Annotated in this window: 16 protein-coding genes and 1 pseudogene; 5 read left to right on the top strand and 12 right to left on the bottom strand. The window is 63.3% G+C overall.

The genetic code is table 11. The features are described 5' to 3' along the window. Positions 1-2: 2 nt before the first annotated feature. The 7 genes from hutG to hutC form a co-directional block, all read right to left on the bottom strand. Positions 3-806 carry an N-formylglutamate deformylase gene (gene hutG / locus ACOKS3_RS01985; protein WP_103446017.1) on the bottom strand — a complete coding sequence of 268 codons (804 nt, stop codon included), beginning with the start codon at positions 804-806 and terminating at the stop codon, positions 3-5. 10 nt (positions 807-816) lie between these two features. Then, positions 817-2,022: an imidazolonepropionase gene (gene hutI / locus ACOKS3_RS01980; RefSeq protein ID WP_103446018.1), complete on the bottom strand. Its 1,206-nt coding sequence runs from the start codon at positions 2,020-2,022 to the stop codon at positions 817-819. 15 nt (positions 2,023-2,037) lie between these two features. Further along, a complete protein-coding gene (locus ACOKS3_RS01975; protein WP_422763422.1) occupies positions 2,038-3,429 on the bottom strand; it encodes an amino acid permease in 1,392 nt (463 codons plus the stop codon). A 153-nt stretch (positions 3,430-3,582) separates the two neighbouring features. Further along, positions 3,583-5,115, bottom strand: a complete 1,533-nt coding sequence (gene hutH, locus ACOKS3_RS01970) for a histidine ammonia-lyase (RefSeq protein ID WP_422763421.1) — start codon at positions 5,113-5,115, stop codon at positions 3,583-3,585. Positions 5,116-5,185: 70 nt separating this feature from the next. After that, positions 5,186-6,859 carry a urocanate hydratase gene (hutU, locus tag ACOKS3_RS01965; protein ID WP_103446021.1) on the bottom strand — a complete coding sequence of 558 codons (1,674 nt, stop codon included), beginning with the start codon at positions 6,857-6,859 and terminating at the stop codon, positions 5,186-5,188. A gap of 393 nt (positions 6,860-7,252) precedes the next feature. Next, positions 7,253-7,825, bottom strand: a complete 573-nt coding sequence (locus tag ACOKS3_RS01960) for a HutD/Ves family protein (RefSeq protein WP_103446022.1) — start codon at positions 7,823-7,825, stop codon at positions 7,253-7,255. Further along, entirely contained in the window at positions 7,822-8,532 is a 711-nt protein-coding gene (gene hutC / locus ACOKS3_RS01955; RefSeq protein ID WP_178083372.1) for a histidine utilization repressor, read from the bottom strand. Before hutC ends, ACOKS3_RS01960 begins: the two co-directional genes overlap by 4 nt. Positions 8,533-8,677: 145 nt before the next feature. On the opposite strand from hutC, the gene ACOKS3_RS01950 reads away from it, so the two are divergent. After that, positions 8,678-10,042 (top strand): formimidoylglutamate deiminase, encoded by a 1,365-nt coding sequence (locus ACOKS3_RS01950; RefSeq protein WP_422763420.1) that lies wholly within the window; start codon positions 8,678-8,680, stop codon positions 10,040-10,042. 34 nt (positions 10,043-10,076) lie between these two features. Here the strand turns inward: ACOKS3_RS01950 and ACOKS3_RS01945 are convergent, their stop codons facing one another. Together ACOKS3_RS01945 and bamE are read right to left on the bottom strand one after the other, a co-directional pair. Next, a complete protein-coding gene (locus tag ACOKS3_RS01945; protein ID WP_103446025.1) occupies positions 10,077-10,649 on the bottom strand; it encodes a lipocalin family protein in 573 nt (190 codons plus the stop codon). Next, a complete protein-coding gene (bamE, locus tag ACOKS3_RS01940) occupies positions 10,646-10,900 on the bottom strand; it encodes an outer membrane protein assembly factor BamE domain-containing protein (protein ID WP_027921036.1) in 255 nt (84 codons plus the stop codon). The genes ACOKS3_RS01945 and bamE overlap by 4 nt, the downstream gene beginning before the upstream one ends. A gap of 134 nt (positions 10,901-11,034) precedes the next feature. On the opposite strand from bamE, the pseudogene ACOKS3_RS01935 reads away from it, so the two are divergent. Beyond that, positions 11,035-12,162, top strand: a pseudogene (locus ACOKS3_RS01935) (HAMP domain-containing protein); the annotation flags it as partial. A 24-nt stretch (positions 12,163-12,186) separates the two neighbouring features. Further along, the gene (locus ACOKS3_RS01930; protein ID WP_422763429.1) at positions 12,187-13,017 is read left to right on the top strand and encodes a methyl-accepting chemotaxis protein; all 831 of its coding nucleotides are present in this window, start codon (positions 12,187-12,189) and stop codon (positions 13,015-13,017) included. 116 nt (positions 13,018-13,133) lie between these two features. Here the strand turns inward: ACOKS3_RS01930 and ACOKS3_RS01925 are convergent, their stop codons facing one another. The 3 genes from ACOKS3_RS01925 to ACOKS3_RS01915 all read right to left on the bottom strand — a co-directional run bounded on the left by ACOKS3_RS01925 (position 13,134) and on the right by ACOKS3_RS01915 (position 17,343). Further along, positions 13,134-13,730, bottom strand: a complete 597-nt coding sequence (locus tag ACOKS3_RS01925; protein WP_103446027.1) for a DUF924 family protein — start codon at positions 13,728-13,730, stop codon at positions 13,134-13,136. Between the two features lie 3 nt (positions 13,731-13,733). Further along, positions 13,734-14,744 carry a class 1 fructose-bisphosphatase gene (locus ACOKS3_RS01920; RefSeq protein ID WP_103446028.1) on the bottom strand — a complete coding sequence of 337 codons (1,011 nt, stop codon included), beginning with the start codon at positions 14,742-14,744 and terminating at the stop codon, positions 13,734-13,736. Between the two features lie 148 nt (positions 14,745-14,892). Beyond that, the gene (locus ACOKS3_RS01915; RefSeq protein ID WP_103446029.1) at positions 14,893-17,343 is read right to left on the bottom strand and encodes a glycogen/starch/alpha-glucan phosphorylase; all 2,451 of its coding nucleotides are present in this window, start codon (positions 17,341-17,343) and stop codon (positions 14,893-14,895) included. A gap of 185 nt (positions 17,344-17,528) precedes the next feature. Between ACOKS3_RS01915 and ACOKS3_RS01910 the strand changes: the two genes are divergently transcribed. Next, on the top strand, positions 17,529-17,933 hold the full coding sequence (locus tag ACOKS3_RS01910; RefSeq protein WP_103446030.1) for a YkgJ family cysteine cluster protein: 405 nt from the start codon (positions 17,529-17,531) through the stop codon (positions 17,931-17,933). A gap of 1,294 nt (positions 17,934-19,227) precedes the next feature. Beyond that, positions 19,228-19,509 (top strand): hypothetical protein, encoded by a 282-nt coding sequence (locus tag ACOKS3_RS01905; protein ID WP_103446032.1) that lies wholly within the window; start codon positions 19,228-19,230, stop codon positions 19,507-19,509. Positions 19,510-19,540 lie beyond the last annotated feature (31 nt).

The raw sequence follows: 19,540 nt of genomic DNA, 5'->3' as shown, positions 1-19,540 counted from the left end.
CGCTAGCGCCCGTAGCGCTCGCGGCCCCAGGCGAGCAGGCTTACGAGCAGCCCTCTCAGGACGCCCTGGGTCGGCAGCGCCAAGTCTTCTCGGTAGGCGAAAGGTTCGATCTCATTCATGTAGGTGCTTTGTGCCAACTCCAGTTGCACGGCATGGATATGGTTTGCCGGATCACCATAATGACGCGTGATATGCCCCCCCTTGAAGCGGCCATTGAGCACATGGCTGTACCCCTCGGCCTGGCCGCAGACCGCCTCCAGGCGCTCGGCCAGCTGCGGATCACAGCTGGCACCGTTGAAGGTCCCCAGGTTGAAGTCCGGCAGCTTGCCCTCGAACAAGTGCGGGATCTGCGAGCGGATCGAGTGCGCATCCCACAGCAGTGCATAACCATGGGCTTCACGCAGGCGCGCCAGCTCGCTCTGGATCGTGTTGTGATAAGGGCGCCAGATCGACTCCAGGTAGGCCTTGCGCTCCTCGGCGGTCGGCTCAAGCCCTTTCTTGAACAGCGGCTCGCCATCGAACAGCGTGGCCGGGTACAAGCCGGTAGTAGCACCGGCGTACAACGGTTTGTCGTCGTCCGGGCGGTTCAGGTCGATGACGAAGCGCGAATACTCCGCAGCCACCACGCTGGCGCCCATCTCGCGGGCAAAGTCGTACAACCGTGGAATGTGCCAATCAGTGTCAGGCAGGCTGCGCGCCTGGTCGACCAGGCCTTCACGCACGGTGTCGCTCAGCCGCAGCCCTGCATGGGGCATGCTGATCAGCAGCGGCAGGCGGCCTTGGTGGAAACTCAGTACCTTGTCCATCGTGCCTCGCTCAGTTGGAAATTTCGTGGCCCTTGCGCACCACGCGCTTGGGCAGGTCGCCGCCGAGCCAGTAGGCCAGGTCGGCAGGACGGGAGATCTGCCAGGCAACGAAGTCGGCGACCTTGCCGACCTCCAGCGAACCGTGGCTGTCACCCAGGCCGAGTGCCGTGGCGGCATGCAGGGTGACGCCGGCCAAGGCCTCTTCCGGGGTCATGCGGAACAGCGTGCAACCCATGTTCAGCATCAGGCGCAGCGACAAGCCAGGCGAGGTGCCAGGGTTGAGGTCACTGGCCAGAGCAATCTTCACGCCGTGGCGACGCAGGGCGTCCATCGGCGGCAGCTGGGTTTCGCGCAGGAAATAGAAAGCACCCGGCAGCAGCACGGCAACGGTGCCGGCCTTGGCCATGGCGATCGCGTCCTCCTCGGTCATGAACTCCAGGTGGTCGGCCGACAACGCCTGATAACGCGCTGCCAGGCTGGAGCCGTGCAGCGAAGACAGCTGCTCGGCATGCAGCTTCACCGGCAGGCCCAGTGCATGTGCCTTGATGAACACCTTTTCGACCTGTGCCGGCGAAAACGCCAGGTGTTCGCAGAAGGCGTCCACCGCATCCACCAGGCCTTCGGCCGCCAGGGCAGGCAGCATTTCGTCGCAGATGTGGGCGATGTAGTCGTCAGAACGGCCGGCGTACTCCGGCGGCAAGGCATGGGCGGCCAGGCAGGTGGCGCGCACGGCCAATGGCAGCTCGTCGGCCAGGCGCCGAGCCACGCGCAGCATCTTGCGCTCGTTGGCCAGGTCCAGGCCGTAGCCCGACTTGACCTCGATAGTGGTGACGCCATCGCGCATCAACGCCTGAACCCTCTGACGCGCACTGGCGAACAGTTCGTCCTCGCTGGCCGCGCGGGTGGCCCGCACGGTGCTGGCGATACCACCGCCCTGGGCGGCGATGTCGGCATAGCTCACGCCCTGCAGGCGCTGTTCGAACTCGCCACTACGGTTGCCACCGAACACCGCATGGGTATGGCAATCGATCAGCCCCGGGGTGACCCAGGCGCCGCTCAGGTCCACCGTGCGGTCAACCTCGAAGGGCTGCAGCTCGGCGCGAGGGCCGATCCATTCGATCAGCCCGGCGCAGGTGACGATGGCCGCGTCCTCGATGATCGAGTAACGGCCCTCGGCCAGGGTTGCCGCGTGGCAGTGCTGCCAGAGGGTTCTCATGTGCAATCTCCTTGACTAGCGGTGCAGCTCGACCGGCACGTGCTTGCCTGCACGTGGCTTGCACCACAGCAGGTAGGACGCCACCAGGAACACCACCCAGACCACGCCGACCAGCAAGGCCGCCTGGGTATCCGGGAAGTAACCGAGCACACCGAAAATGAACACCATGAAGGCAATGGCCATGGCCGGGCCGTATGGCCAGAACGGTACCGGGAATTTCAGCTGGGCTGCCTCTTCAGCACTCATGCTGCGGCGCATGGCAACCTGGGTGACCAGGATCATCAGCCATACCCACACGGTCGCGAAGGTGGCGATGGAGGCGATCAGCAGGAACACGTTTTCCGGGATCAGGTAGTTGAGCAGCACGCCAACCAGCAGCGCCGCGCCCATCACCACCACGGTCATCCATGGCACGCCGTGCTTCGACAACTTGCCGAAGCTGCGTGGCGCGTGGCCTTGCTGGGCCAGGCCGTACATCATGCGGCCGGCGCCGAAGATGTCGCTGTTGATTGCCGAGATCGCAGCCGAGATCACCACGATGTTCAGCACCGCGGCGGCGGAGCCAATGCCGAGATGGCTGAAGATCTGCACGAACGGGCTGCCTTCGCTGCCGATCTGCGGCCACGGATACAGGCACATCAGCACGAACAGGGTCAGCACATAGAACAGCAGGATGCGCAGCGGCACGGCGTTGATCGCCTTGGGGATGACGCGCTGTGGGTCCTTGGCTTCACCGGCGGTGACGCCGATGATCTCGATGCCACCGAAGGCGAACATCACCACGGCGAACGAGGCGATCAGGCCGCCGATGCCGTTTGGCATGAAGCCGCCATGCTCGATCAGGTTGCTGATGCCCACGGCATGCTCGCCACTCACCTGGCTGAAGCCGAAGGCCATGATGCCGAGGCCGGCCAGGATCATCGCCACGATGGCGCCGACCTTGAGCAGCGACAGCCAGAACTCCATTTCGCCGAACACCTTGACGTTGCACAGGTTGAGGCCGCCGATCACGAAGACGATGCCCAGTACCCAGATCCAGCGGGCCACTTCCGGGAACCAGAAGCCCATGTAGATACCGAAGGCGGTGATGTCGGCGATGGCCACGATGACCATCTCGAAGGCGTAGGTCCAGCCGAGGATGAAGCCGGCCATGGGGCCGAGGTAGGTGGTGGCGTAGTGCCCGAAGGAGCCGGCCACCGGGTTGTGCACGGCCATCTCGCCGAGGGCGCGCATGACCATGAACACCGCAGCGCCGCCGATCAGGTACGCCAGCAGCACGGCCGGGCCGGCCATCTGGATGGCCGAGGCGGAGCCGTAGAACAGGCCGGTGCCGATGGCGGAGCCAAGGGCCATGAAACGGATGTGGCGGGCCGTTAGCCCGCGCTTGAGACCTTGAGCTTGTTGCATGTCACGTCCTTAAATTGTTTTTGTGGTCGTGAGGTCGATGGGGGCTGCCGTGCAGCCCAATCGCCGGCAAGCCGGCTCCCACAGAGAGCGGGTTATAGCTGTCTATGTGGGAGCCGGCTCGCCGGCGACGGGCCGCAAAGCGGCCCCGGGGCATCACAGGCTAGGCAGGACACCAGCAGGCAGCAGCCCGGTCAGGCTGCCCCTGGCCAGCAGCTCGACGGCTGCCTCGATGTCCGGCGCGAAGAAGCGGTCACGGTCGTAGTGCGGCACTTCACGACGCAGCGCCTGACGCGCCTGCTCCAGCTTCGTCGAAGTCTTCAGGCCTTTGCGCAGGTCCAGCCCCTGACACGCACCCAGCCATTCGATGGCCAGCACGCCACGGGTGTTCTCGGCCATTTCCCACAGGCGCTTGCCAGCAGCCGGGGCCATCGACACGTGGTCTTCCTGGTTGGCCGAGGTCGGCAGGCTATCGACACTATGTGGGTGCGACAAGGCCTTGTTCTCGCTGGCCAGGGCAGCTGCGGTGACCTGGGCAATCATGAAGCCGGAGTTGACGCCGCCGTTTTCCACCAGGAATGGCGGCAGCTGGGACATGTGCTTGTCCATCATCAGCGAGATGCGGCGCTCGCTCAGCGAACCGATCTCGGCGATCGCCAGGGCGAGGTTGTCGGCGGCCATGGCCACCGGCTCGGCGTGGAAGTTGCCGCCGGAAATCACGTCGCCTTCGGCGGCGAACACCAACGGGTTGTCCGACACGGCGTTGGCTTCGATGCCCAGCACTTCGGCAGCCTGGCGGATCTGGGTCAGGCAGGCGCCCATGACCTGTGGCTGGCAGCGCAGCGAGTATGGGTCCTGGACCTTGTCGCAGTTCTTGTGCGACAGCGACACTTCGCTGGAGTCGCCCAGCAGGTCGCGGAAGCAGGCAGCGGTGTCGATCTGGCCACGCTGACCACGCACTTCGTGAACACGCGCATCGAACGGCGAACGCGAACCCAGCGCCGCCTCAACGCTCAGGCCACCGCAGGCGATGGCGGCGGCATACAGGTCTTCTGCCTGGAACAGGCCACGCAGGGCGTAGGCGGTGGAAGCCTGGGTGCCGTTGAGCAGGGCCAGGCCCTCCTTGGCAGCCAGGGTCAGCGGCTCGAGGCCGGCGACCGCCAGGGCTTCGGTAGCCGACAGCCACTGGCCCTGATGACGGGCCTTGCCTTCGCCCAGCAGTACCAGCGACATGTGCGCCAGCGGTGCCAGGTCGCCGGAAGCGCCGACCGAGCCCTTGAGCGGGATGTGCGGGTATACCTCGGCGTTGACCAGGGCGATCAGCGCATCGATGACTTTGCGGCGGATACCGGAGAAACCGCGGCTGAGGCTGTTGATCTTGAGGACCATGATCAGCCGCACCAGAGCGTCGTCCAGCGGCGCACCGATACCGGCGGCGTGGGACAGCACCAGCGAGCGCTGCAGGTTCTCGAGGTCGTGGCTGGCGATGCGGGTCGAGGCCAGCAGGCCGAAACCGGTGTTGATGCCGTAGGCGGTACGGTCTTCGGCAATGATCTGCTCAACGCAGGCGACGCTGGCGTCGATGGCCGGGCCAGCACTGGCGTCCAGTTGCAGGCGCAGCGGTGCGGCGTGGATGGCGCGCAGTTGGGCCAGGGTCAGGGTGCCGGGCTTGAGGGTCAGTACGGTCACTTCGCTACTCCAATTCTGTCAGGGGCCCGCAGGCCCCTCTTATTGTTCAGTATCACTCAAAGCGCAGCGATCAGCCCGTGATCATTGGCAGGTCGAGGCCCTGCTCCTTGGCGCAGTCGATAGCGATGTCGTAACCGGCATCGGCGTGGCGCATCACGCCAGTCCCCGGGTCGTTGGTCAGCACGCGAGCGATACGCTCGGCGGCTTCATCGGTACCGTCGCAGACGATGACCATGCCCGAGTGCTGGGAGAAGCCCATGCCCACGCCACCGCCGTGGTGCAGCGAAACCCAGGTGGCGCCGCCTGCGGTGTTGAGCAGGGCGTTGAGCAGCGGCCAGTCGGACACGGCGTCGGAGCCGTCGCGCATGGCTTCGGTTTCGCGGTTGGGGCTGGACACGGAACCTGAGTCCAGGTGGTCACGGCCGATCACCACCGGCGCCGACAGCTCGCCGCTGCGGACCATTTCGTTGAAGGCCAGGCCGAGCTTGGCGCGCAGGCCCAGGCCAACCCAGCAGATACGGGCCGGCAGGCCCTGGAAGCTGATGCGCTCGCGGGCCATGTCCAGCCAGCGGTGCAGGTGGGCGTCGTCGGGGATCAGTTCCTTGACCTTGGCGTCGGTCTTGTAGATGTCTTCGGCATCACCGGACAGCGCCGCCCAGCGGAACGGGCCGATGCCGCGGCAGAACAGCGGGCGGATGTAGGCCGGGACGAAGCCTGGGAAATCGAAGGCGTTGGCCACGCCCTCTTCCTTGGCCATCTGGCGGATGTTGTTGCCGTAGTCGAAGGTCGGGATGCCCTGCTTCTGGAAGTCGAGCATGGCCTGTACGTGCACGGCCATCGACTGCTTGGCGGCCTTGACCACTGCAGCCGGTTCGGTCTGCGCGCGGTCGCGGTACTGCTCCCAGGTCCAGCCGGCTGGCAGGTAGCCGTTCAGTGGGTCGTGGGCGCTGGTCTGGTCGGTGACCATGTCCGGGCGCACGCCACGCTTGACCAGCTCTGGCAGGATTTCGGCGGCGTTGCCGTGCAGGGCAATGGAGATTGCCTTGCCTTCGGCGGTGTACTTGGCAATACGCGACAGAGCGTCGTCGAGGTCAGTGGCCTGTTCGTCGACGTAGCGGGTTTCCAGGCGGAAGTCGATGCGGCTCTGCTGGCATTCGATGTTCAGCGAGCAGGCACCGGCCAGGGTGGCGGCCAGTGGCTGGGCGCCGCCCATGCCGCCGAGGCCGGCGGTCAGTACCCACTTGCCTTTGAGGCTTCCACCGTAGTGCTGGCGGCCGGCTTCGACGAAGGTTTCGTAGGTGCCCTGGACGATGCCCTGGCTGCCGATGTAGATCCAGCTGCCGGCGGTCATCTGGCCGTACATGGCCAGGCCCTTGGCGTCCAGTTCGTTGAAGTGTTCCCAGTTGGCCCAGTGCGGCACCAGGTTGGAGTTGGCGATCAGTACACGCGGGGCGTTGCTGTGGGTCTTGAACACGCCGACCGGCTTGCCCGACTGCACCAGCAGGGTTTCGTCGTCTTCCAGGCGGGTCAGGGTTTCGACGATCTTGTCGTAGCAGGCCCAGTTGCGCGCGGCGCGGCCGATGCCGCCATACACCACCAGCTCTTTGGGGTTTTCCGCGACCTGCGGGTCGAGGTTGTTCATCAGCATGCGCAGTGGCGCTTCGGTCAGCCAGCTCTTGGCGGTCAGCTTGTTGCCACGTGGGGCACGGATTTCAACGTCACGGTATTTGTTGTTGTCGGTCACGGGAAGGTCCTCGGCGGTTGTCCGCGGGCAGTTGTGTCGTGGTCAATATACAAACACATCTTTACTTGTATGTACAAGCATGGACAACCAAAATAGTTGGACCCTGCCGTTCTTGGCTTGAGATTTATGTTGGCGCGCAGATCGAGCGCCGCCCGCGCGGCGCATCGCGAGCTGCGCTCGCTCCTACGTTTGTTTCGGGCCAATGTTTTCTGGGGGATTTGCGCGCGGACGCCTTGGCGCATGGAACGATATCGCGTCGTACCAAGAAGGCGGCCGCGCGCGCCTGTCACAGGCGTTACTGGCCCGAAACAAACGTAGGAGCGAGCAAAGCTCGCGATGCGCCGCGCGGGCGGCGCTCGATTTCACAGGCGCTAAAAACCTAAAGGCGAACCCTCAGCGCCCTACCAGCTCGATCAGACAGAATCGCCCCTGCACATCCAGCCCCAGCAACCCATCATTGCCCTCCAGCCGCAGGCAGTCATGCAGGCCCAATCGCTGTGTTTCATGCCCAGCCATCGCCACTTCAACCTGATTGCTCGCGGCAAACAGCAACACCGTCGACGCCGAGCTGTACAGCCGGCTGGTGCCGTCGAACCACTGCAAGCGCGCCCGATAGCGCTGCGGCGCATAGATCAGGTTGAAGTCGCGGATCGCCCCACCGAGCAATTTGCAGCTGACCTGGCTCTCGCCACTGAAGGCGAATGCATCGAACGGCAGCAGCGGCCGGCTGGCCTGGTCGTCGACCAGCAAGCGCATGCCTTCGCCCTGCAGCACGGTAATGATCCGCTGGTAGCCGGCAAACACGGAAAACCCGCCCGATTCCTCGATATCGGCGATCGACAGGCGCCAGCCGAAGCCATCGAGCCCCTCGCCGTTGTCGCGGGTGATCTCTTCGGTGAAACCGCCACCGTTCTTCCAGGGCATGCGCGGGTAATCCTGCGCACGCAGCAACTGCAACTGGGTCATTTACTGAAACGTCCTTCAAGGCGGTGACGGGAACCGGGGTGAATCAGCCGGGCGGCAGTTACTGGCTGGCGGCCGGACCAGGTACGACGGCGGATCAGCAGGCAGGGCTCGCCGCGCTCGATCTGCAGCAGGCGGCACTCTTCGGGCTCGGCGAGAATCGCCTCGACCACGTGCTCGCCTTCGGTCAGCGGCGCGACCTGGGACAAATAGGCATAAGGCGTCTGCCGGGTGAAGTCCTGCTTGAGGTACTCGGGGGCAATCGCCGCGTTGACGTAGCGATCTTCGATCTGCACTGGCACGCCGTTCTCGTAATGCACGATCAACGAGTGGAACACCCGCTGCCCTTCGCGCATGTCCAGGGCCAGGGCGCGCTCGGAACCGGCGGCCTCCTCGGCCAGCTTGATCACCTGGCAGCTATGCTGGTGGCCACGACCGGCGATCTCGTCGGCGATGTTGTTGACCTCGAACAACGCCGAACGGGACTTGGGCTCGGCGACGAAGGTACCCACGCCCTGCATCCGCACCAGCAGGCCTTCAGCAGTGAGTTCACGCAAGGCGCGGTTGATGGTCATGCGACTGAAGCCCAGCTCGCTGACCAGTTCGCTCTCCGAAGGCACCCGGTGATGCGGTGGCCAGCTGCCGTTTTCGATCTGCTGGATGATCATCTGCTTGACCCGGGCATACAGCGGCGCCGGGCCCTCGCCCATCTGGGCAACCAGCGCGGAGACAGGAGGTGTCGGCACGGCGTTGAGTCCTTAGGCAATGGAATGAGCGGTAGCTTGCCGCAGTTTACCCGGCAGGCAAACGCCTGTATATGTATATACAAGTTAAACAATAACAGGATTTTTGCCGATGTCCGCCTATTTTGCCGAACGCGCCCTGCTGCCCACGGGCTGGGCCAGTAACGTCCGCTTCGAAGTCTCCAGTGATGGCCTGCTGAGCCGGATCGAAGCCGACGCCTCGGCCGAAGGCGCCGAGCGCCTGGCCGGGCCGCTGCTGCCGGGCATGCCCAACCTGCACTCGCATGCGTTCCAGCGGGCCATGGCGGGGCTGGCGGAAGTCGCGGGCAACCCCAACGACAGCTTCTGGACCTGGCGCGAACTGATGTATCGGCTGGTCGGCAAGATCACCCCGGAGCAGCTGCAGGTCATTGCCCGCCAGCTGTACATCGAGATGCTCAAGGCTGGTTACACCTCGGTGGCAGAATTCCACTACGTGCACCATGACCAAGCGGGCAAGGCCTACGCCGACCCGGCCGAGCTGTCCCGTCGCATCAGTGCGGCTGCGGCCAGCAGCGGCATCGGCCTGACTTTGCTGCCGGTGCTGTACAGCCATGCCGGTTTCGGCGGCCAGGCACCGAATGAAGGGCAGCGACGCTTCATCAATACCACTGAACAGTACCTGCAACTGCAGGCGCAGCTGGCGCCAGCGTTGGCAGCACAACCCACGCAACAGCTGGGCTTGTGCTTCCACTCACTGCGCGCGGTCACGCCCGGTCAGATCGCCGAGGTGCTGGCAGCCGGCAATCAGCAATGTCCGATTCATATCCACATCGCCGAACAGCAGAAGGAAGTCGACGATTGCCTGGCCTGGAGCGGGCTGCGGCCGCTGCAGTGGCTGTATGAACATGTCGACGTGGACCACCGCTGGTGCCTGGTGCACGCCACCCACGCCAAAGTCGACGAAGTCACGGCCATGGCGCGCAGTGGCGCAGTGGCCGGCTTGTGCCTGACCACCGAAGCCAACCTGGGCGACGGTATCTTCCCGGCGGTGGACTTCCTGGCCCAGGGCGGGCGCATGGGCATTGGTTCGGACAGCCATGTGTCGCTGAGCGTGGTCGAGGAGCTGCGTTGGCTGGAATACGGTCAGCGCCTGCGGGATCAGCGGCGTAACCGGCTGTACCGCGGCGACCAGCCGATGGTCGGGCGCACGCTGTATGACGCGGCGCTGATTGGTGGGGCTCAGGCACTGGGGCAGCAGGTTGGTGAATTGGCGGTAGGCAAGCGGGCCGACTGGCTGGTGCTGGATGGGCAGGACCCGTATATTGCCATGGCCGAGGGAGACGGCATTCTCAACCGCTGGCTGTTCGCGGGCGGCGACCGTCAGGTGCGGGATGTGATGGTCAATGGCAAATGGGTGGTGCGCCAAGGGCAGCATGCCCACGAAGAGGAAAGCCGACAGGCGTTTGCCGGTGTGTTGCGAGCGCTACTGAGCTGAATGCAGAGGGGCCGCTAAAGCGGCCCCCGTCTTATCAATGCATCTGCACAATCTGCTTGTCCGGCGTACGCCAGATCAAGCGGCTGGTGTCATAGCCCTGCTGGCGGGCCTTGGACATCAGGCTCTCGCGCTCCCACACCGGCAGCGTCGGCGTGCGCGAAAGGATCCACAGGTACTTGCGGTCCGGGCTGCCGACGATCGCGGTGCGGTAGTGGTCGTCCACGTACAGTATCCAGTACTCGCCTTTGGCCACGCCCGGTACCAGGCGGGTAAACCAGTTGTCGAACTCCACCCACAGCCTGTCGGTGTGCCCCGGCTCCTGGATGTTGGCGTGCCCCTCGGCGCGCAGCCATTCATCCCCCATCGTGCGGCAGCGGTTGAGCACACCGTACGAGCCATCGGGCTTGAGGTTGTAATGCGCTTCGGACTGCGCGCACTCGGCCTGGTACTTCATCGGCAGGCGCGCCAGTTCGTACCACTTGCCCTGATAGCGCTTGAGGTCGACATTACCGGCGGTCTTCGGCGCCAGCGGGTCGGTGGCGGAGGTGGCACAGCCCCCCAGCAACATGACCAGGCACAGCCCCAGCAGTACGTGCAGACGCCTCATTTGAGGCCCTGCCCGGAGTAGATCAGCACCTTGTCGGCCGCGTATTGCACGCTGATGAAGCTCTTTTCGTCCCCCCAGGTACAGCTGCTCATGCCCAGCGCGCCGGAGCACTCGGTGGGCGTGCCGAGCAGTTGCTCGACCTCGGCCTTGTTCATGCCGGCCTTGAGCTTGGAATAGTTTTCCTGATTGATCTTGCTGCACGCAGTCAGGACGACGCACAAGGACAACAGGGCGAGGGAACGCAACGACATGAAGGGACACTCCTGGAAAATAGACACAGGCGAGTGGCCTGCAGTGTCCTTCGACGGGAAAAACCCTCCCTGGTTCCCTGGCGACACCGCTTTAGTCGTAAGCCGTTGGTCGGCTGGACCTGCGCAAACGATTAATGTTTTGCCGCGCCGCGACGACACAGCGAGCACGCTGTGGCGCATGGCCACAGCGCCCTCCTATGCCTTGCCTTGTGCAGACCAGAAAAATGACCAAGAACCTCAAGTTCAGCCACAAGATCCTGCTGGCCGCCGCCCTTGTGGTGGCCGTTGCCTTTACCTGTTTCGTGCTGTTCAACGACTACCGACAACGCCAGTCCCTGCGCAGCGACACGCAGACCAACCTGCAGGACCTGGGCAACCTCACCGCCGGCAACATCCGCAACTGGCTCGACAGCCGCATCCAGTTGCTCGACTCACTGGCCCAGCAAGTCGCTGTCGATGGGCCAGGCAAAGCCAGCCTGGACCGCAGCCTGGCTTTGCCGGTGTATGGCAAGAACTTCCAGCTCACCTACTTCGGCGGCCAGGACGGCAGCATGCAGTCGGTACCGGTGGGTAACCGCGCCGCCGACTACGACCCGCGGGTGCGGGGCTGGTACAAGGCGGCCAGTGCCAGCGGCCAGACCATCGTTACCGAACCGTATATCTCGGCCTCTGCCGGCAAGCTGGTGATCACCCTGGCTACCCCGGTGCAGCAAGCGGGCCGGCTGATCGGCGTCAGCGGCGTCGACACCGACCTGCAGACCATCAGCAACCTGATCAACGCCCTGAACTTCGACGGCCAGGGCCATGCGTTCATCGTCAACGGCGAAGGCAAGATCCTCATCCACCCCAAAGCCGACCTGGCCCTGAAAACCCTGGCCGACATCTACCCGCAGGACACCCCGCAAATCGGCAGCGGCCTGAAGGAAGTCGAAATCGATGGCCATAAGCAGTTCATCAGCTTCACCCACGTCGACGGTGTGCCGTCGGCGGACTGGTACGTGGCCCTGGTACTCGACCAGGATGCAGCGTTCGCCATGCTGGGTGAGCTGCGCACCTCCGCCATCATCGCCACCTTGATCGCGGTGGTGGCCATTATCGCCCTGCTCGGCCTGCTGATCCGCGTGCTGATGGAGCCACTGCACCTGATGGGCCGAGCCATGCATGACATCGCCGAGGGCGAAGGCGACCTTACCCGACGCCTGACCATCCACGCCCAGGATGAATTCGGCAGTCTTGGCCAATCGTTCAACCGCTTTGTCGAGCGTATTCACGAGTCGATCCGCGAAGTGGCCTCGGCCACCGGCCAGGTCAACGCCGTGGCCGCCCAGGTGGTGACCGCTTCGAATGCCTCGATCACCAATGCCGACCAGCAGTCCAGCCGTACCAGCAGCGTGGCGGCAGCCATCAACGAACTGGGCGCCGCCGCCCAGGAAATCGCCCAGAATGCCGCGCTGGCCTCGCAACATTCCAGCGAAGCGCGTGGCCTGGCCGAGGACGGCCAGCAAGTGGTCGGACGCACCATCGACGTAATGAACCAGCTGTCGGCACGCATCAGCGACTCGTGCGGCAACATCGAGACGCTCAATGCCCACACCGCCAACATCGGCCAGATCCTCGATGTGATCAGCGGTATTTCCCAGCAGACCAACCTGCTGGCGCTCAACGCCGCGATCGAAGCGGCCCGTGCCGGCGAGGCAGGGCGTGGCTTTGCCGTGGTGGCCGACGAGGTCCGCAACCTGGCCCACCGCACCCAGGAGTCGGCACAGCAGGTGCAGCGCCTGATCGAGGAGTTGCAGGCCGGCGCGCAAGTGGCGGTCAGCACCATGAACCAGAGCCGTCAGCACAGCGACCACAGCGTGGGCATCGCCAACCAGGCCGGCGAGCGCCTGGGCAGCGTGACCCAGCGCATTGGCGAGATCGATGGCATGAACCAGTCGGTGGCCACTGCCACCGAGGAGCAGACGGCCGTGGTCGAGTCGATCAATGTCGACATCACCGAGATCAATACGTTGAATCAGGAAGGGGTGCAGAACCTGCAGAGCACCTTGCGTGCCTGCACCGACCTTGAGCATCAGGTCGAGCGGTTGAAGCATCTGGTGGGCAGCTTCAGGATCTGAAACCGCAGGGGCCGCTACGTGGCCCATCGCGACCTGTGGTCGCTCCTACGCGAAACCGCGATCCCTTGTAGGAGCGACCGCAGGTCGCGATGGGCTGCAAAGCAGCCCCATTGGCACTAGAACCTGGACCCAGGCTCCAGCAGGAAGTCCATCTCTTCGCTGGTACTCGGTCGCCCCAGCACCAGGTTGCGGTGCGGGAAGCGGCCGAAGCGGGCAATCACCCGCTGGTGCTGCTCGGCATAATCGAGGAAGCCTTCGAACAAGCGCCGGTGATCTTCCGGCTGCTCTTCCAGCAGCACCTGGTAACGCTCGACGCACAGGTTCTGCCAGTCCAGCACCTCGGCATGCTCCAGCACCAGCAGCACGAACACCCGCTGGATCGGCAGCAGCTGGTAATCCCAGTTTTTCTGCAGGCCCTGCATGGCCACCACCTGCGCCCTCCGGTCACCTTCGAAGGCGCGCGGCGTGTCGCGGTAGAGCATGCGCGGCAGCTGGTCCAGCAGGATCAGCAAACCAAGCCAACCCTGCGGGCTCTGCTGCCACTCGTCGAGCCCACCCGCCAGGGCGTGCTCGACCAGGTCGCCAAACAGCGCCTGGGCTTCGGCATCGTGATGCTTGCCGAACCACAGTGTGCTCTTCTCGTCAGCCACGGCCTGGGGACTGGTGCCCCAACCGAACCACCACTCCAGCAACGGCTGCCAAGGTGCGAGCATGACTTACTCCTTGTGGTAGGCGGTTACGCGCTCGACCTCTTCCTTCGAGCCGAGGATCACCGACACGCGCTGGTGCAGGCCCTCCGGCTTGATGTCGAGGATGCGCTGGTAACCATCGGTGGATACGCCGCCGGCCTGTTCGATGATGAACGACATCGGGTTGGCTTCGTACATCAGGCGCAGCTTGCCCGGCTTGCTTGGGTCGCGGGCATCGCGCGGGTACATGAACAGACCGCCACGGGTCAGGATACGGTGCACGTCGGCCACCATCGAGGCGATCCAGCGCATGTTGTAGTTCTTCTTCAGCGGGCCGGTCTCGCCAGCCAGCAGTTCGCCCACGTAGCGCTGCACCGGGGCTTCCCAGTGACGCTGGTTGGACATGTTGATGGCGAACTCGGCGGTGCTTTCCGGCACGCGGATGTTCTCGTGGGTCAGAACGAAGCTGCCCAGTTCGCGGTCCAGGGTGAAGCCCTTGACGCCGTTGCCCAGGGTCAGGATCAGCATGGTCTGCGGGCCGTAGATGGCGTAACCAGCAGCGACCTGCTGGGTGCCTGGCTGCAGGAAGGCGTTTTCGTTCAGGGTTTCGTTCTGGCTCAGGTACTCGTTAGGGCAACGCAGTACCGAGAAGATGGTGCCGACCGAGACGTTGACGTCGATGTTGGACGAGCCGTCCAGCGGGTCGAAGACCAGCAGGTAGGCGCCTTTCGGGTACTTGCCCGGGATCTGGTAGGCGTTGTCCATTTCCTCGGACGCCATGCCGGCCAGGTGGCCGCCCCACTCGTTGGCTTCGAGCAGGATATCGTTGGAGATCACGTCCAGTTTCTTCTGGACTTCGCCCTGCACGTTTTCAGTGCCCATGCTGCCCAGCACGCCGCCGAGGGCGCCTTTGGACACGTGATGGCTGATTTCCTTGCACGCACGCGCCACCACTTCGATCAGGAAGCGCAGATCGGCAGGGGTATTGTTGCTGCGGGTCTGCTCAATCAGATAGCGACTCAGGGTAACGCGGGACATGTATGGCTCCGAAAGGATAGGGGGTGAAAAACCCCCGCAGTTTACAGGGAGAGTTGCAGCCTAGCGAGCAAAGAGACTCGACTTCCGCCGTTGAGTTCAGCAAGTGCCCGGCCAATGGTCGGCTGGGGCCGCTGTGCGGCCCCTTGGCTCAGTCCAGTGCCTTCCAGATCTCGGTGGCGTATTCACGAATGGTCCGGTCCGAGGAGAACCAGCCCATCCGCGCCGTGTTCAGCACTGCCATGCGCCACCATTGCTGCGGTGTGTGCCACAGCTCCTCGACCCGCCGCTGGGCATCCCAGTAGGCATCGAAGTCGGCGCACACCAGGAAGCGGTCGTAGCTCACCAGCCCGTCGATCAGCCCCGCATAACGCGATGGATCATCCGGCGAGAACACCCCGCTGCGAATCGCCTGCAACACATCGCTCAGGCGGCTGGATGCGGCAATCGCCGCATTCGCACCAAAGTCCCCCGCCTTGCGCCGCGCCTCCACCTGCTGCGCGGTCAGGCCGAAGATGAACATGTTGTCCGCCCCCACCTGCTCGCACATCTCGACATTGGCGCCGTCGAGCGTGCCAATGGTCAGTGCGCCGTTGAGGCCGAACTTCATGTTGCTGGTGCCGGACGCTTCGTAACCGGCGGTGGAGATCTGCTCCGAAAGGTCCGCCGCCGGGATGATGCTTTCGGCCAGGCTGACGTTGTAGTTGGGCAGGAACACCACCTTGAGCAGGCCGCGCACGGTCGGGTCGTTGTTGACCACCCGGGCGATGTCGTTGGCCAGCTTGATGATCAGCTTGGCCTGGTGATAACTGGCCGCGGCCTTACCGGCGAAGATCTTCACCCGCGGCACCCAATTGGTAGCGGGCTCGTTGCGCATGGCCTGGTACAGCGCCACGGTGTGCAACAGGTTGAGCAACTGGCGCTTGTACTCGTGGATGCGCTTGACCTGCACGTCGAACAGCGCTTCGGGGTTGACTGTAACGCCAATCCGGTCCTGGATGATGCTGGCCAGGGCACGCTTGCTGTGCAAACGCTGGGCGGCGAACTGCTTGCGGAAGCTGGCTTTGTCGGCGAACGGCACCAGCCCGGCCAGGCGCCCCTCGGGGTCGTCCTTGAGCTCCGGCCCGAGTGCCTCGACCAGCATCTCGGTCAACTGCGGGTTGGACTGGTACAGCCAGCGGCGGAAGGTGATGCCGTTGGTCTTGTTGTTGATCCGCTCCGGGTAGAGCTTGTGCAGCTCGGCGAACACCGTGCTCTTCATCAGCTTGCTGTGCAGCGCCGACACGCCATTGACGCTGTGCGAACCCAGGAATGCCAGGTTGCCCATGCGCACCCGGCGGCCGTTGTCCTCTTCGATCAGCGAGACCGCGCGCAGCACATCGAAGTCGTGCAGGCCTTTGGCCCGCAGGCTGTCGATATGGTAGGCGTTGATGAGGTAGATGATCTGCATGTGCCGCGGCAGCATGCGTTCCATCAGCGCCACCGGCCAGGTTTCCAGAGCCTCGGGCAGCAGGGTGTGGTTGGTGTAGGCCAGCGTGCCGACCGTCAGCTCCCAGGCCTTGTCCCAGGGAATTTCGTGCTGGTCGACCAATAGCCGCATCAGCTCAGCCACGGCGATCGACGGGTGCGTGTCATTCAGCTGGATTGCGGCCGCGTCCGGCAGGTTGAGCAGGTTCTGGTGCATGTTCAGATGGCGGCGCAGCAGGTCCTGCAGCGACGCCGAAACAAAGAAGTACTCCTGGCGCAGGCGCAGCTCCTGGCCGGCCTCGGTGCTATCCGCCGGATACAGCACCCGCGAGATGCTCTCGGCCCGCGCCACTTCGGCGACGGCACCCAGGTGGTCACCAGCATTGAAGCGCTCCAGGTGCAGCTCTTCCAGTGCCCGCGCCCGCCACAGGCGCAAGGTGTTGACGCTGGCACCGCGCCAGCCGACCACCGGCGTGTCGTAGGCTACAGCGCGCACCGTCTCGCCCGGCGACCACACCTGGCGTTGCTGACCGTGGATGTCGTGCACGGTTTCGACGCTACCACCGAAACTGATCGGGTAGATGACCTCGGCCCGCTCGAACTCCCAGGGGTTACCGAAGTCCAGCCAGTTCTCGGTCTGCTCTTGTTGCCAGCCATCGACCAGCGCTTGGCGGAACAGGCCGTGTTCGTAACGGATGCCGTAGCCATGGGCGGCGATGCCCAAGGTCGACATGCTCTCCATGAAGCAGGCCGCCAGGCGGCCAAGGCCACCATTGCCCAAGGCGGCATCCGGCTCCAGCAGGCGAATGCGCTCCAGATCGACGTTCAGGCCTTCGAGGGCGTCCCGGGCGATATCCAGCAAGCCCAGGTTGCTCAGGCTGTCGTAGAGCAGGCGGCCAATGAGAAATTCCAGGGAAAGGTAGTAGACCCGCTTCTGGCTGCGTCGATAGGCGCGGCGGGTGTGGTCCATCCAATGGTCGACCATGTGATCACGCGCGGCCAGGGCGATGGCTTCGAACCAGTCGTGGTCGAATGCATGCTCCGGGTCCTTGCCGACCGCGTAGGTCAGCTTATCCAGTACAGCAGCGCGAAAATCCGCGACTTCGGCGTCACGTGCTTTAGGTTCCTGGGACATGCGGCATCCTCGGGCAAGTTGACGAAAGCGGAGGGAGACTGTTGAGCCTAGACGCTTCGACCGAGAGCGACAGCCAGTGTTCGCGGTTTTCATGAACGTTTGCGCATTCGGTCAAAAGGTTGTTCATAAATTGAACAATTCCGGTATGATCGCGCGCCCCAAGACCGTGATTCACCCCCATAACGATGAAAACGACCCTGATCGCCGCAGCCGAAGTCGACCGCCTGGAGACCTGGCAGCGCTACACCAGCAACATGTGCCATGGCTGCCATTCGACCTGCTGCACCCTGCCAGTGGAGGTGAAGATCAAGGATCTGATCCGCATCGGCGTGGTCGACGAGTTCGAGAAAGATGAACCGCCGAAGAATGTGGCCAAGCGCCTGCAGAAGGAAGGCATCGTCGAGCGCTTCAACCAGAAGTCGGGGATCTTCACCCTGACCCGGATGAGCAACGATGACTGTATGTACCTGGATCGCAAGAGCCGGCTGTGCACCATCTATGACAAACGGCCGGATACCTGCCGCAACCACCCCAAGGTCGGGCCGCGGCCGGGGTATTGTGCTTACAAGCCGAAGGTGGTTGGGCGTTGACGGTCCCGCTAGGACTCAATAGACTTTAACTCGTCTCGATGTACACGGAGCTTCCGTCAGGAAGTGTCTAGACGCCGCCACCTGGTTCCGGCCGTGCCGGTTGATGGGATTAGTCCCTAAGGGCATCCGCGATACGACCCCCTTCATTGGGGGTTTCGTATTTTTACAGGCTGCTATTGCCTTACAGGCCGTCGAATCGGCTCATTTCTCAGTTTCTTCAGCATCAGCAACCAGCCTTTAATCTTCTCGTGCCGCTTCAGCGCCGTAGGCCGATTCGAAGGATGGCCAGGGTCACGCACATAAGCGCTTTCGACATAGAGCCTCAGACTACTGGGCGAGTCTCGACGCAAGTTGAAATACACCTCATATCGACTGCCCTCCGGATACCCGAACTGATTACCCTCGATGGTCAACCAGTTGCTATGCCCAGTAAAAAGGCACTGTCGCTCAGGCAACGAAGCAATAATCGAAGGCAACTGAACTGACAGCTTGTGACGACCAGGGGCAGAAGGCACGGCGAATTCCCCGATGATCGATCAAGAGGTGATCGTGCCCCATATGTTCGAAGTCCAGTTCAGTACCTTGCTTGGGACCATAGCTGACGCAGTGACTTGAGTACTCGACCGCCAGTGCTACTTCCCCCATTCCCCGATCAGCCAGGCCCGGGATCTTCAACCGATGTGAGATTGGACGCAAATGAAGCAGACTCCACGAACTGCCTGCGACCTCGATCTGGCCACGAGCCAGGTGTTCCTTCCACCCCTTGCCCTTCATTTTCAGCCTCAATCAATTGCCAATAGGCAGCGTACTGAGGCCATCGGCTATTGCCAAAGACAGCTTGGTAAGTAATTGAGTAGAAAGAAACATGCTGCAACCGACACTGGAAATATCGGCTTCCAGTTTGCCCAAAATCAAGTCTTCACATCTCCGACCCAAGGCAACTCAAAACTGTTCATCTATTCCAATAAGAAAATTTCCCACTATTGATACAGATAGTTCCTACAGGTTTGGGCTGGCGACATCAGTCCTCGCGAAATACCCTACAAACCCTGTCGACTCGCGTCTGATTGTTACTGGAAACCTGTCCCCCTAGGCTTTCCAGGTCGCTGAATGGTTCAGCGATCGGGTGTGGAAACCCGGAAATTCATGAGAACTGCGACTGTCGATATGGCGGTTGTACGCGGAAGGCCGTTAGGCCTGCCGGGGTTCTCATGCCTGGTTTTCCACTCCGTGTACAACCGCCACCCTTTCGTGTGGAAACGAACGGGTGGGGTAAATGACATGAGAGCCAGCCATGAAAAAAATCGTCCCCGACCCACCCCACCACTTCGACCTCCCAGACGGCACGACCCTCACCCACGCCATCTGCGAAAACCTCGTCCCCCTCGACCACGTCGTGGTCAACATCACCCACTACCTGATGATCGCCTACAACCACAGCCACCGCGCCCTCGACGGCATCGAGGATGACCGCACGCGGGAGACGCTGGTGAATGGCTTGCGGGCCCTGCAGTTGGCCTGGGGGCAGGCGGATGCCTTGTCGCTCGCCTTGGAACGTGCCGGCAGCACGCATTGATGCTCGCCTTTTCGCGGGCATGCCCGCGAAG

The organism is Pseudomonas sp. HS6-2, assembly GCF_049325675.2.
Classification (GTDB): Bacteria; Pseudomonadota; Gammaproteobacteria; order Pseudomonadales; family Pseudomonadaceae; genus Aquipseudomonas; species Aquipseudomonas putida_N.
The sequence above is the reverse complement of the archived record's forward strand: the minus strand, read 5'-3'. Positions and strand labels throughout refer to the sequence as shown.

Coding starts and splice junctions, on each gene's coding strand:
- hutG (WP_103446017.1), bottom strand. CDS start 806: ATGGACAAGGTACTGAGTTTCCACCAAGGCCGCCTGCCGCTGCTGATC.
- hutI (WP_103446018.1), bottom strand. CDS start 2,022: ATGAGAACCCTCTGGCAGCACTGCCACGCGGCAACCCTGGCCGAGGGC.
- ACOKS3_RS01975 (WP_422763422.1), bottom strand. CDS start 3,429: ATGCAACAAGCTCAAGGTCTCAAGCGCGGGCTAACGGCCCGCCACATC.
- ACOKS3_RS01960 (WP_103446022.1), bottom strand. CDS start 7,825: ATGACCCAGTTGCAGTTGCTGCGTGCGCAGGATTACCCGCGCATGCCC.
- hutC (WP_178083372.1), bottom strand. CDS start 8,532: ATGGGCGAGGGCCCGGCGCCGCTGTATGCCCGGGTCAAGCAGATGATC.
- ACOKS3_RS01950 (WP_422763420.1), top strand. CDS start 8,678: ATGTCCGCCTATTTTGCCGAACGCGCCCTGCTGCCCACGGGCTGGGCC.
- ACOKS3_RS01945 (WP_103446025.1), bottom strand. CDS start 10,649: ATGAGGCGTCTGCACGTACTGCTGGGGCTGTGCCTGGTCATGTTGCTG.
- bamE (WP_027921036.1), bottom strand. CDS start 10,900: ATGTCGTTGCGTTCCCTCGCCCTGTTGTCCTTGTGCGTCGTCCTGACT.
- ACOKS3_RS01925 (WP_103446027.1), bottom strand. CDS start 13,730: ATGCTCGCACCTTGGCAGCCGTTGCTGGAGTGGTGGTTCGGTTGGGGC.
- ACOKS3_RS01920 (WP_103446028.1), bottom strand. CDS start 14,744: ATGTCCCGCGTTACCCTGAGTCGCTATCTGATTGAGCAGACCCGCAGC.
- ACOKS3_RS01915 (WP_103446029.1), bottom strand. CDS start 17,343: ATGTCCCAGGAACCTAAAGCACGTGACGCCGAAGTCGCGGATTTTCGC.
- ACOKS3_RS01910 (WP_103446030.1), top strand. CDS start 17,529: ATGAAAACGACCCTGATCGCCGCAGCCGAAGTCGACCGCCTGGAGACC.
- ACOKS3_RS01905 (WP_103446032.1), top strand. CDS start 19,228: ATGAAAAAAATCGTCCCCGACCCACCCCACCACTTCGACCTCCCAGAC.